This is a genomic window from Leptolyngbya subtilissima AS-A7 (genome assembly GCF_039962255.1).
Taxonomy (GTDB): Bacteria; Cyanobacteriota; Cyanobacteriia; order Phormidesmidales; family Phormidesmidaceae; genus Nodosilinea.
Window position 1 is genome coordinate 156,384 of record NZ_JAMPKY010000010.1, and the last position, 12,416, is coordinate 168,799.

The 12,416-nt window shown below is 57.4% G+C and carries 10 protein-coding genes; 5 read left to right on the plus strand and 5 right to left on the minus strand.

Features of this window, described 5'->3' with window-relative positions; translation table 11 throughout:
* Positions 1-42: 42 nt before the first annotated feature.
* From NC979_RS20600 to mdh, 3 genes are all read right to left on the minus strand, one after another.
* On the minus strand, positions 43-1,026 hold the full coding sequence (locus NC979_RS20600; protein WP_190521206.1) for a DnaJ C-terminal domain-containing protein: 984 nt from the start codon (positions 1,024-1,026) through the stop codon (positions 43-45).
* 167 nt (positions 1,027-1,193) lie between these two features.
* Positions 1,194-2,543 (minus strand): cytosine deaminase, encoded by a 1,350-nt coding sequence (locus NC979_RS20605; protein WP_190521207.1) that lies wholly within the window; start codon positions 2,541-2,543, stop codon positions 1,194-1,196.
* Between the two features lie 435 nt (positions 2,544-2,978).
* Entirely contained in the window at positions 2,979-3,950 is a 972-nt protein-coding gene (gene mdh, locus NC979_RS20610) for a malate dehydrogenase (protein WP_190521209.1), read from the minus strand.
* Positions 3,951-4,282: 332 nt separating this feature from the next.
* Between mdh and NC979_RS20615 the strand changes: the two genes are divergently transcribed.
* The gene (locus NC979_RS20615) at positions 4,283-5,563 is read left to right on the plus strand and encodes an EAL domain-containing protein (protein WP_206755266.1); all 1,281 of its coding nucleotides are present in this window, start codon (positions 4,283-4,285) and stop codon (positions 5,561-5,563) included.
* A gap of 16 nt (positions 5,564-5,579) precedes the next feature.
* Here NC979_RS20615 and NC979_RS20620 read toward each other — a convergent pair whose 3' ends face one another.
* The gene (locus NC979_RS20620) at positions 5,580-6,098 is read right to left on the minus strand and encodes a host attachment protein (RefSeq protein ID WP_190521213.1); all 519 of its coding nucleotides are present in this window, start codon (positions 6,096-6,098) and stop codon (positions 5,580-5,582) included.
* Between the two features lie 356 nt (positions 6,099-6,454).
* Positions 6,455-7,780: a PhoH family protein gene (locus NC979_RS20625; RefSeq protein WP_190521215.1), complete on the minus strand. Its 1,326-nt coding sequence runs from the start codon at positions 7,778-7,780 to the stop codon at positions 6,455-6,457.
* Between the two features lie 360 nt (positions 7,781-8,140).
* Here NC979_RS20625 and NC979_RS20630 point away from each other — a divergent pair, with 360 nt between their 5' ends.
* The 4 genes from NC979_RS20630 (at position 8,141) to NC979_RS20645 (ending at position 12,334) form a co-directional block, all read left to right on the plus strand.
* On the plus strand, positions 8,141-9,955 hold the full coding sequence (locus NC979_RS20630) for a proline--tRNA ligase (RefSeq protein ID WP_190521217.1): 1,815 nt from the start codon (positions 8,141-8,143) through the stop codon (positions 9,953-9,955).
* Positions 9,956-9,987: 32 nt separating this feature from the next.
* Positions 9,988-10,824, plus strand: a complete 837-nt coding sequence (locus tag NC979_RS20635; protein ID WP_190521219.1) for an LmeA family phospholipid-binding protein — start codon at positions 9,988-9,990, stop codon at positions 10,822-10,824.
* A gap of 52 nt (positions 10,825-10,876) precedes the next feature.
* Positions 10,877-11,569, plus strand: a complete 693-nt coding sequence (locus NC979_RS20640) for a GerMN domain-containing protein (protein ID WP_190521221.1) — start codon at positions 10,877-10,879, stop codon at positions 11,567-11,569.
* A gap of 132 nt (positions 11,570-11,701) precedes the next feature.
* Positions 11,702-12,334 carry a DUF8166 family protein gene (locus tag NC979_RS20645; protein ID WP_190521223.1) on the plus strand — a complete coding sequence of 211 codons (633 nt, stop codon included), beginning with the start codon at positions 11,702-11,704 and terminating at the stop codon, positions 12,332-12,334.
* Positions 12,335-12,416 lie beyond the last annotated feature (82 nt).

The window sequence follows — 12,416 nt, forward strand, 5'->3', positions numbered from 1 at the left end:
AACTGGGGGGCTTTTGATTGCGCTCTGTCTAAAGCATCAGGTTCACAAACGCGTATTGGTCAGGCTCTGACGTGGGTTCGTCGTGCGGCTGTCGCGGATTTTTTCGTACAGCTGGCGCTCGGCGTCGCTGAGGCTTACTGGAGGTGTAATCACGACTTTGATCAGTAGATCGCCGCGATCGCCCTTGGGGCGAGGCCAGCCCTTGCCCCGTAGACGCAGAGTTTGACCCGAGCGGGTACCCCCAGGTAGGTTCATGGTCACGCTGCCATCGGGGGTCGGCACATCAATCTTTCCGCCCAACACCGCCTCATCTGGGGTAATGGGCACCTCAGCCGTGAGGCTGTCGCCCTCTAGGGTAAAGAAGCCGTGCCCCTCTAGCTGCACCACCAAATAAATATCGGCAGGCTGCTTAGTGTAGGGGTTGATCGGCCCCTTGCCCTTGAGGCGAATTTTGCTGCCCTGCTTGGCCCCGGGCGGAATGCGCACTTCCACATTGTCGTTGCCGATGCGCAGGCGCTTTTGGGCACCGTGGAAAGCTTCGCTAAAGGTGAGGCGAATGTTGGCCTCTTGGTCGAAGGATTGGTTTGGGGCGGTTTCGTATCCAAACCCAGGCCCGGCTGCCCCACCGCCGGGCGTCCCGTAGGGATAGGAGCGGGCACTGCCGCCGCCTGGGGTGGCAAAACGACCCAACAGCTCGTTGATGAACTCGTCAAAGCTGCCGTAATTGCTAAAGTCAAAGCCGCCCATGTCGCCGGGGTTGCCGTAGGGGGCACCGGCACCGGCGCGGCTGGCTTGCTGCCAGTATTGACCGTACTGGTCATACTTTTTACGCTTGTCGGCGTCGGAGAGCACCTCGTAGGCTTCGCTCACCTCTTTAAACTTGGCCTCGGCGGCTTTGTCATTGGGGTTAACGTCGGGGTGGTACTTGCGGGCCAGCTTGCGAAAAGACTGCTTGATCTCGTCGGCACTTGCCGTGCGATTGACCCCCAGCACCGCGTAGTAGTCTTTAAAGCCCGTAGCAGCCATTCCTATCCTCCTAAAAACCCGCGCTCAGTGGTGACTATTGTCTGTAGTCAGCTTTGGGATGGGGAGGGCCATTGCCGCTTCCGCCAGACCCATGTCTACCTCTGGATTTAGCGTAGCAAACCCCACGCCTAAGGAAAGTTCGGTTTTCCAGGTTGGGGCGGAGCAAATTAGGCAACTCCCACCACTGCATCGAGTTCGGCGTAATCGGGCAGGGTGGTGTCGATAGGGCTACCCTGGCGCAAAACGACGCGATCGCCCTGGGGTCGCGACAGCAGCTCGCTGAAGCTGCGAGCCTTAAACACCACTAGATCCGCCGAGCGACCGGTCCCAATCAGCCCCGCATCTAAACCCATAATTTGAGCCGGGACGCGGGTGATTGCCTGGGGCCAGTCGCCAATCGGGCGATCGAGTTGGCCAATGCGCACCGCCTGGGTAAACACCTCCACCATGTCGTGGTCGCCATAGGCAAAGAAGGCGTCGCGGCAGTTGTCGCTGGCTAGGGCCACCGCCACCTCAAACTGGCGCAGCTCGGGCAGCAGGGTGACGCCGCGATAGCGAGGCATGCGACCCGGCTGACGATCTTGTAGGTAGAGGTTGCACATCGGCAGGCTGACAACGCTGATGCCTGCTTGCTTGAGCAAAGCTAAGGTGTCTTTGGCGCGATCGCCCGCCTGCACCGACAAACTACAGCAGTGGCCGCAGTTGACCCGGCCGGTAAAACCCCGCCGCAGTTTGGTCTCGGCTACCACCCGCAAGCCTTCGGCCTTGGGGTCAAGACTCTCATCGGCGTGAAAATCGAGGTCGAGGCCCCGGACCTCGGCCAGCTCAAAGGCGCGATCGATCTGAGCTTCCAGACCGGGCTGGGGATAGATTACTCCACCTAAAACGCCGCCATATCGGGCAACGGTATCGGCCAGACCTTCAGCTTCGGGGCGATCGTAGTAGTCCATCGACACCAGGCACACAGCCTGGAGCGCGATCTTGCCCGCCCACTCCTGCCGCAGCTGATCGAAGATCGCAAAGCTAATTTCCTCCTGCCCATTCAAACAATCCAGATGGGTTCTGACGGCCTGGGTGCCGTGGGCATAGCTGCACCGCAGGCCAAAGCTCATACGGGGGTAGAGATCTGCGGCGCTCCAGTGGCTGTGGTCGGTTTCGAGTGCCTTGAGGGCCGAGGCAAAGGTGCCATCGGGGTTGGGATTGCGAAACCAGGTCTGGCCTTTGTCTAGATGGGTGTGGCAGTCGGCGAAACAGGGCCACACCAAACCCTGGCGCAGATCCCAGCGAGGTTGGTCGGTGTCAAGGGGCTGGCTGGCGGGGATAATCGCCGCAATCTGCCCGTCCTGAATTTCTAGATGGGCGGCGACTAATTCTTCTGATATTGGCGGGGCGGCGAGGGATGCGATCGCATTCCAGGTCACCGACCCGTCGACGCAGGCTAGGGGCAGCCGAGCATTTTCTAACCAGTAGTGGGCCGGAGCCTGCTGTAAAAACTGGGGCAAGGCAGTTGAATTCATAGTATTCGACTAAACAGCTGATCGAGATCACCGCCGCAGGGCTTCGACATCACTGAGGTATAGAGCCTTTATCACGGCGGTTTTAACCCCACCAACCTACAGTGAGACTAGAGCCTGAAAGTCTAAGCCTCAAAATTCTAAAGTTAGATTTGGGAAAACTTAGAGCAAACAGTGTTTCTATCCTTAACCTGTAAGGTAAACGCCATGGTTGATAACACAGCTTCTAAAATTTTCTGGCAGTCTGGCGCTTCTGTTTTTGGTTTTCTGCTGCTAGTGATTCTACTAGCCTGACGGGACAGCGCTAGATACACCAGAGAGAGTTCACGCCAAAACAAGGTTAGCGGCCCTCATGCACAGCCCCAAACCCCTCAAAGTGCACAGCCCGCTACACTCTTGTGAACTGAGGAATTCGACAGACAAAATTTCCTCAAGGATTTACTGATCTAACAGTGCCAGGGCCAGCGGTATCTGCTCCTTTACCGAGGCCGCCGACTGCTCGAGGGCTGCCTGCTCGGCCGAGGTAAGCGACAGTTCTAGCACTTCTTCAATGCCCCCCTGACCTAGGCGGCAGGGCACTCCCAGATAGAGACCATCCAAGCCATACTGGCCCGTTAGGTGGGCAGCTATGGGCAAGATGCGCCGCTGGTTGAGCAGCATTGACTCCACCATGACGCAAGCCGAGGAGGCCGGAGCGTAGTAAGCACCTCCCTGCTTGAGCAACTGCACAATTTCGGCACCGCCGTTGCGGGTGCGATCAATCAGCGCTTGCAGCCGGGGAGTGGGCATCAGCTCGGCTACCGGAATGCCGTTGACGGTAGTATAGCTGGGCAGTGGCACCATGAGGTCGCCATGGCCTCCCAGCACCATGGCCGTCACATCCTGCGGGGGCACGCCCAGCTCCCAGGCAATAAAGGTTTGAAATCGTGCCGAGTCGAGTACTCCGGCCATGCCCATCACCCGCTGAGGGGGGAGATCGCTGGCTTTCCAAGCCAGGTAGGTCATGACATCGAGCGGGTTGGTGACCACAATCACGCTGGCCTGGGGTGATACGGCTAGGGCCTGGCGCAGCGTGTCGATCACAATCTTGCCGTTGACCTGGGTGAGGTCGTCGCGGGTCATGCCGGGGCGGCGGGGCAGCCCCGCAGTAATCACCACGATGTCTGAGTTGGCGGTGTCGTGGTAATCGTTGGTGCCGACAATGGTGCGGTTGTGCCCTTCGCAGCCCGCTGCTTGGGACAGGTCGAGGGCAACCCCTTGGGGGCGCCCCTCAACAATATCGACCAGCACCACGTTGGCCAGGTTGCGCTCTAACAGGCGCTGGGCCAGGGTGCTGCCCACGTTACCCGCCCCCACTACAGTAACCTGGCCAACCGAACCGCAAGCAGAGGGGGTAGAAAAGGCAGTCATGGCGTCAACGCAGCGAAGGATCGGTGTGGGGCTGAGGCCCCTTGCGGTGTTCTCAGCTTGAGGATAACCTCCGTAGACCTAAGGCACCGTCCATATTCTGGCGGATGCTAGTTAATTTATCCTGCAATTGTTGTGATTTAGATCATAGCGATGGGTGACAGATACATGATGAAGCTGTGATTGGCTAGGTTTTTTAGAAACGCTCACCGACACTTCACACTGAGGTTATGAACCCCCTTCTAAAAATAGGAGATGCTAGAGCAACCCCCTGAAAAATCGTGCTTGTCATGAAAATCTTTCCTGCTTTGTCTTGCCCTATATCCCTCGGTCCATTGCCTCCTATAGAACCTGCCCCCGAAGACGGCGATAGCATTAGTCTGGCGGCCGATATGGCGATCGCCTCTAACTGCAACATTCGACTATTTGCAGAGAGCGAAACGATTTTTACTGAGGGCAGCGCCGCCGATAAAGCCTATATTATTGAGTCGGGCTATGTCGAGATTTTTGTGGGTTCTGGCCACGATTCAATTCAGCTCAATGTGCTGGGGCCAGGGGATATTTTTGGAGAAATGGGTATTATTGACGCCTCGCCCCGATCGGCCTCGGCTAAAGCCCTTAGCCCCTGCCGCTGCATTGTAGTATCAGCTGCTCAGATCGCTGAGCGCATCGAGTCGTCGTCGCCGATGGTGCGGCTGTTTATCTCGATGTCGCTGCACCGCAACCGAGCCTACAATACCTATATCAAGGCTCTAGCAAACCCTCACATCGGTCTGCCTAGCCCCGCCATAACTGAGAAAGCCTACGCAAGAAGTCAGCAACACCAGCAAATTTTAGACGACATTAAGCTAGAGTCTGACCTGCAAAATGCCGTCCGTAACGATGAGCTATCGCTGGTCTATCAGCCCCTTTTAAACCTAACCACAGGCACTATTGTGGGCTTCGAGGCGCTGCTGCGGTGGCAGTGCCCCCAGCGGGGCTCAGTGACTCCTCACCGGTTTATTACCCTGGCTGAAGAAACCTCGCTAATTTTGCCCATGGGTGACTGGATTTTGGATCACTCCTGTGCCGATCTGTGCCGTTTTCAGAGGCACTTAGAGAGCCAAGGTCTGAGCCGTGCTGACTTTTTTATTAGCATCAACATTTCGGTGCGTCAGTTTCAACAGCCCGATTTTTTTGAGCGGTTAATTGCTTGTACCCAGCGTCATGGTGTTGACGCCCAGCAAATTAAGCTAGAGGTGACGGAGCGGATCTTTTTGAATGAGGCTGAGGCGATTAACTCCATCGGCAAGTGTCGCGCCGCCGGATTTGAGGTTTCCCTCGACGACTTCGGCACCGGCTACTCTAGTCTCAATTATCTAGAGCGCTGCGAGATCGACTGTTTGAAAATTGATCAGTCGTTTATTCAAAAGTTGTGCAGCAGCGATCGCGCCAAAATTTTAGTCGGCTCGATTATCGATATTGCTCGCCAACTGGGTCTGCCCACCGTGGCTGAGGGCATTGAAACCCCCGCCCAGATGGCGGCTCTAAAATCGATGGGCTGCGACATTGGCCAGGGCTTTTTATTCAGCCGTCCCTTGCCGCTCAATGAGGCCCTGGCTCTGCTAAATCAGTAAACTTGAGTTAGATTCGCTAGCTGTTACTGTAGCGCGATCGCCCCGTTGCCAGCGCCACCTGTCGAGTTGGCAACACACCCTTTTGGGCCAGGTAATCTTGCAACTGTCGGGGCTTCATTCTGCACAGATCTTTGGCCAATTCTTGCACCTGCAATCGACCGCTCACCCCCGCTAAACAGTTGCGCAATGTGCCTAAAATCTGCGGCTCGGCCACTAGCACCAGAGTGTTGAGATTATAAGTATTAATTAACGCTTCCATCTGCGCCCCAATAGCTTGGGCAAAGCGGCGCTCAAACTCAACGAGATAGTTGTCTCGGCGATCGTCGTAGCTGTGGCCACGGCTGCCGCTGCCCCGGTTGCGACTGGCTTTAGTGTTAGCCCCCAGGTCTTGATTGGGAATTTCTGCTGCCGAATTTAGCAGTTGGCAACGTTCGATCAAATCGGGGCCAGATTCTACCTCTGGCACTGCTACGGGCTCAAGGGTCAAAAACTTAGCTTTGGCACCATCTACTACGGCTACAAGGAAGCGAGTCATAAAGAATCTCCCGTTGCTAGATTTGGTGGCATCCTAACAAGTTAAAAAGACCCTATGGGGCGTAAATGTAAAGGTTAACTTCTTCTGGAGAATGGTCAGGAAATGCCAATAATTTGAGGGCATTTCTGTTACCGTTAATGCCGTTTAGCGTTGATTTAAGTAGTGTTTAATGAATGAATATGAAGCTTATTCATAAAGATTGCCTGTCGCTGATCGATAGAGTTCGATCGCCAGGCTAACTTGCCCAATGATTCAGGTTCAATGGCTCAGAGCTGAACAATAGAATGTTTAAACTCGCCCAAACCAGGCGATCGCCAGTGAGCGGCCTTGGTTTGGCAACGGTAAATCGGTAAGCTCTACAGTAGCATCGCCGCCCGCTCGGCTAGGCCCGATCGCTCCCCTTTATTGAGCGTTATGTGCCCAGCTAGGGCTTCATCCTTAAAACGCTCGACGACGTAGGTTAGGCCATTGCTAGAGGCGTCAACGTAGGGGTTGTCGATCTGATCGGGGTCGCCGGTCAGAACGATTTTAGTGCCTTCCCCAGCGCGGGTGAGAATAGTTTTGACCTCGTGGGGGGTGAGGTTTTGGGCTTCATCGACAATCAAGAACTGCTTGGGAATCGATCGCCCCCGAATGTAGGTCAGCGCCTCAATCTGCAATAGCCCTTGGTCGATCATTTCTTCGTGGCCGCGCCGCCAGTGTTCAGGGCGACCCCGCATGTCCTGGGTGCCAAAGATGAGGTCGAAGTTGTCATAGAGGGGCTGCATCCAGGGGTTGAGCTTTTCGCGCATGTCGCCGGGCAGGTAGCCGATGTCACGGCCCAGGGGCACGATGGGGCGAGCGATCAGCAGGCGCGAGTAGAGGCGCTCGTCGGCGACTTTTTGCACCCCGGCGGCGATCGCCAACAGCGTTTTCCCCGTGCCCGCCTTGCCTACTAGGGTCACCATTGAGATCGAGTCTTGCAGCAGCAGCTCAAAGGCAAACCGCTGCTCGCGGTTGCGGGGCAGCACCCGCGATACCCCAGCGTGGGGTAGTTTGCTGAGGGGCACCAGCTTGCCGCTGCTGCCCTGCACCATAGCTAGTGCCGTGTGGTTCGGGTTTGACTCATCGACCAGGGTCACGGCCTGGTTAGGGTGGAGGGGCACATCGAGCTTTAGGTGGCCGTTGCCAAACAGCTGGCTCATAGCCTCGGCGGAGGTCATCACCTCCAGGGTGCCGGTGTAGAGGTCGTCGTAGTCAATCTTGTCAGTTTCGTAGTCTTCAGCCACCAGCCCGACGGCATTGGCTTTAATGCGCAAGTTGGTATCTTTGCTGACCAGCACCACGGGCATATCGTGGTGGTGCTTATACTCCATCGCCACGGCGAGAATAGCGTTGTCGCCCTGGTCGCCCTCTAGCTCGGCGGGCAGCTGTCGTAGGGTATCGCGGTGGCACAGAGCCACTTTGAGGGTGCCGCCCTTTTCTAAAGGAATGCCTTGCACCAATGAGCCCTGCTGGCGCAGTTCATCTAGAGTGCGCGACACGTAGCGGGCGTTGCGGCCGGTGTCGGCGGTGCCTTTTTTGAAGCGATCGAGTTCTTCGATAATGGTGATGGGTAACACCACATCGTTGTCCTCAAACCTGAACATTGCCATCGGATCGTGAAGCAATACGTTGGTGTCGAGGACGAAAACTTTTTTCATAGATGAGCAATAGTTGAGACGGTACGCCTAACCCAGACCTTGAGGATGCAGGATATTGCAGCGTCAGTCTCTCGGCGAGGCTATTTCCAGGAACGATGGGCAGATGCCGCTTCCCTTGCAATGCAGCAATTCTGGTTGAGCTAAGGGCAATGGTCGAAGACCGGCCAGAGGCCAACGCCCAGCGCCAATTCTAGAACGGCTGCTTAGACACTGTAGCGGATTTCTCTACCATTCCCGATGGGCACCAGCAGGTAATCGAGCAGTAAACAGTTCCGGCTGCACCGGTCAGGTGATGGAAGGGCTGCCCGTCCTCGTTTACTATGGCCTATGAGCCCTCCCCAGTCACCGTTGGAGACCCCCATGCGTCTATCCCAAATGCTGTTTGTCACCCTACGAGAAGATCCGGCAGAGGCCGAGATTCCTAGCCACAAACTGCTGCTGCGGGCGGGGTACATGCGTCGTGTTGCCAGCGGGGTTTACGCCTACCTGCCCCTGCTGTGGCGAGTGCTCAACAAGATCTCAGATATTGTGCGCGACGAGATGAATATTACAGGGGCGCAGGAGTGCCTACTGCCGCAGCTGCAACCGGCTGAGCTGTGGCGCGAGTCGGGCCGGTGGGATACCTACACCAAGGCTGAGGGCATTATGTTCTCGCTGATCGATCGCCGCCAGCAGGAGGTTGGCCTTGGCCCCACCCACGAGGAGGTGATTACCGCCATCGCTCGCGACATGGTTCGCTCCTACCGGCAGCTGCCCCTGCACCTCTACCAGATTCAGACCAAGTTTCGCGATGAGATTCGGCCTCGCTTCGGCCTCATGCGCGGACGCGAGTTCATTATGAAAGACGGCTACTCATTTCACACTAGCGAGAGCAGTCTGAAGGAAACCTATCAGGATATGTACCAGGCCTACAGCAACATTCTGCGCCGCTGCGGGCTGGAGTTTCGAGCGGTGGATGCGGATTCTGGGGCGATCGGCGGGTCGGGCTCCACTGAGTTCATGGTGCTGGCCGAGGCGGGCGAAGACGAGGTGCTCTATACCGAAGACGGCAAGTACGCTGCCAACGTCGAGAAGGCCGTGTCGCGCCCGGTGGAGGCGGTGCCCTCAACCTTTACCAAGTTTGAGAAGCTGGAAACCCCGAACACGCCCACGATTGAATCGCTGGCAAAGTTTCTCAAGTGCTCGCCCACCCAGATCGTCAAGAACGTGCTGTATCAGGCAGTGTTTGACAACGGTCGGGTAGTGCTGGTGCTGGTCAGTCTGCGCGGCGACCAGGATGTTAACGACGTGAAGCTCACCAACGAGCTGACTAAGCTGGCTGTTGACTACGGCGGTACCGCCGTGATTTCCCTAGGGGTGCCCGACGAAGACGCCCAGCGCCAGTGGGCCACCAAACCTCTGCCCCTGGGCTACATGGCTCCCGACTTGGGCAATGACTATATTAACGGCGGCAAAGAGGTGGAGCCCAAGTTTCTGCGCCTGGTCGATCGCACCGCCACCGACTTAAAAAACTTCGTCACCGGGTCAAACGAGGCGGGCTACCACGTGGTGGGCGGCAACTGGGGCAAGGAATTCACGCTGCCCCAAAAAGTGGTAGATGTGCGCAAAGCGGTGGCGGGCGATCGCGCCCTGCACGACCCCAGTCAAACCCTGCAAACCGCCCGGGGTATTGAGATTGGCCATATCTTTCAGCTGGGCACTAAATATTCCCAGGCGCTGGGGGCCACCTTCACCGACGAAAACGGGGCTGAGCTGCCCCTGGTGATGGGCTGCTACGGGGTTGGTGTGTCGCGCCTGGCCCAGGCGGCGGTGGAGCAGTCCTACGATAAAAACGGCATTATCTGGCCGGTGGCGATCGCGCCCTACCAGGCGATCGTGGTGATTCCCAACATGGGCGATGATTTGCAGGTCGAAGCCGCCAAGGCGATCTACAAAGAGCTGCTGTCAGTGGGGGTCGAGGCCCTGCTCGACGATCGCGACGAGCGGGCTGGGGTCAAGTTCAAAGACGCCGATCTAATTGGCATTCCCTACCGCATTGTCACCGGGCGAGCCCTGGGGGATGGCAAAGTGGAGGTGGTCGATCGGGCCACAGGCATTGTGCAGGAGGTGGCCCTAGCCGAGGTCGTTGCCCTGATCAAGGGCTGGATTGTCGACGAACTGCTGGCCAGCCGCTAGAGCCAGCCCCCACCCACTCCCCAGGAGGAACCATGGAACTGATCACCATTATTCTCTCAGCCCTGCTAGGGGTGGCGGGTAGCGGCGGCGTGGTGGTCGACACCCTGGCCGAGGCCGCCCTGCGCAACCAGCTTGCCGAGGCCGAGACATTGCAGGTGCGCATCGACAATGTGCCCAACTATCAGCTGGCCACTGGCCGCATTGAGCACACTTGGATTGCCGCGCGAGGAGTCGAAACTCGGCAGATACCCGGCCTGCGGATCGACTCTATAGATATAGAAACCGACGCTGTAGATGTCGATCTTGCTCGTTTGCAGCAGGGGGCGCTGGTGCTCGACGAACCGGCCCAGACCGCCTTGCGCCTGCGTCTCAACGACGACGATCTAAACGCGTTTTTGCAGTCGCCCTTGGCACAGGGCTGGCTCGACACCCTAGAATTTACCCTGCCCGGGGCAGCAGGCCAGCGCGAGCGAAATCGCTACGGCCTCGCCAATCCGTCGCTGGAGTTTTTGGAGGGCGATCGCTTTCGCGTTGTGGTCGACCTGCAAGACCAGGTGACCCAAGAGAATATTGCGATCGAGGTCGAGCTCGGACTGACCATCCTTAACGGCCATCGGTTTGCCCTGGTTGACCCCACCATTACTGTTGACGGTGAAGACACCCCACCCCAGCTGCTCGAATCGTTTGTGCAGGGCGCTCAGGAGCGCCTTACCCTGCGGCGATTAGAGGCGTTGGGCGTGGTAGCCCGCGTGATCGACCTGAACGTCCGAGACAATGAGCTAGATGTTGCTATCTTTGCCAAAATAGAGCCAACCTCCCCGCTCTTGACTCGGCAGCCAGCTCAAGAAGCTGTACCCACCCCACCCTAGGGCAAGTTGGACTACCCTAGGCTAAGGTTGTGACCCCATTTGGACCCCCACCATGGATCTCAGAAGTAAGCTAAGGCGTATTCCCCTCGGCATTTTGGCCGGATTAACTACTTTAGTAGTGGCCTCGGGCGGGTCTGTGGCATGGTTTACCTGGCGGGCTATCAACCCCACCCCCCCGGTGGCGGAGTTTCCTAACCTCAGCATTGACCCCGAACCCATCATGACTGTGCCGGAGGTCACCACCCCGGCCGCGCCGCCCAAGGTCGAAGAAACCATCCCAAAAGAACCGGTTAGCCAGCCCGCTCCGGCAGAAGTTACTGGCGAGGTCTACTGGCTCAAGGATGAGGGCACAGGCTTTGCGCTGGTGCCTCAGCCCATTACCGTCGCGGCCGATGCCTCCCCCTCAGAGAAGGTCACTGCCGCATTTAGCGACCTGCTCTCCAAGTCGGGCGATCCGAGCCAGCAGGCATTCACCACAATTCCCGAACAGACTCAGCTGATCGAGGCTTCAGTGGAGGCAGACGGGATCCATGTCGATCTGTCGAGCAACTTTGAGACCGGCGGCGGCAGCGCAGCAATGATGGGTCGCCTCGGCCAGGTGATCTATACGGCCACCGCCTTTGACCCTGCCGCCCCAGTGTGGATTTCGGTGGATGGCAAGCCCCTGACGGTGCTGGGGGGTGAGGGCTTGGAGGTCAGTCAGCCCATGACCCGCAGCGATTTTGATGAAGGGTTTGGTTTATAGACGAGTTCAGAAGGTTTTGCCTTGGCTTAACTGCCGGAATTGTGGCAGTTGCTAAGCACAGCCGCAGCTAAAGTGCTCACCTATGGCGGAACGGTCTACAATAAGTACCCATGTTCCACCCTAGAGCGCCTTATGGATCTGTTCTCTACGGCCCTGCCTCCCTGCCGTCTCGGCAAAGTGGTGAAATCTAACTCCCACTGCGACTATGTGGTGCAGGTTGACGACGCCCAGGATGTCTGTTCGCCACCAACGCCTGAGGACTGCGGCTTTGGTCAGTTTGTCAGCTTTGACAACGACAGCCGCCACTGGGCAGTGGGGCTGGTATACAACTCGCAGCTGTTTAACCCGCTATTTTTTAACAGCGGGCCACGGCTTTCTAGTGAGCCTGATCCTTTGTTTACCCCCGATTTAGTGCAAGAGACTCGCACCCTGCTGGGGGTGGTGCTGGTAGGTACCTTAGAGGGCGAGGGCAATCAGCGCTATGGAAAACACGGCATTCCTCGGGTGGTGGTGCCCGCTAATACGCCGGTCTATGGCCTGACGCCAGAGCAGGTGCACTGCTTCCACTGCAACGAAGACGGGCAGACGCAGTTTAGCTACTACAGCCATTTGCTCAGGTCGGGAGGCGTGTTTGCCGCTCAACTGGCTCAGCAGGTGCTAGCTGAGCTAGTTGACAGTGGTCTGTTCACCGGGGCCGACCAAAGAGCGCTGATGGTGCTGGGTAAAGAGCTGAGCTGGAAGAATACCCTAGGGGCAATTCGATGACCAAGGGCGCTCCGAACCAGTATTTACGCGTTTGATTAGATGCCTTTGGCTAGAAACCGGGTTTCTAGCTTGCGATGCACTT

Bases quoted from the DNA above. Each gene is read 5' to 3' on its own strand.
- NC979_RS20600 (WP_190521206.1), bottom strand. From the start codon at position 1,026: ATGGCTGCTACGGGCTTTAAAGACTACTACGCGGTGCTGGGGGTCAAT.
- NC979_RS20605 (WP_190521207.1), bottom strand. From the start codon at position 2,543: ATGAATTCAACTGCCTTGCCCCAGTTTTTACAGCAGGCTCCGGCCCAC.
- mdh (WP_190521209.1), bottom strand. From the start codon at position 3,950: ATGACTGCCTTTTCTACCCCCTCTGCTTGCGGTTCGGTTGGCCAGGTT.
- NC979_RS20620 (WP_190521213.1), bottom strand. From the start codon at position 6,098: ATGACTCGCTTCCTTGTAGCCGTAGTAGATGGTGCCAAAGCTAAGTTT.
- NC979_RS20625 (WP_190521215.1), bottom strand. From the start codon at position 7,780: ATGAAAAAAGTTTTCGTCCTCGACACCAACGTATTGCTTCACGATCCG.
- NC979_RS20630 (WP_190521217.1), top strand. From the start codon at position 8,141: ATGCGTCTATCCCAAATGCTGTTTGTCACCCTACGAGAAGATCCGGCA.
- NC979_RS20635 (WP_190521219.1), top strand. From the start codon at position 9,988: ATGGAACTGATCACCATTATTCTCTCAGCCCTGCTAGGGGTGGCGGGT.
- NC979_RS20640 (WP_190521221.1), top strand. From the start codon at position 10,877: ATGGATCTCAGAAGTAAGCTAAGGCGTATTCCCCTCGGCATTTTGGCC.
- NC979_RS20645 (WP_190521223.1), top strand. From the start codon at position 11,702: ATGGATCTGTTCTCTACGGCCCTGCCTCCCTGCCGTCTCGGCAAAGTG.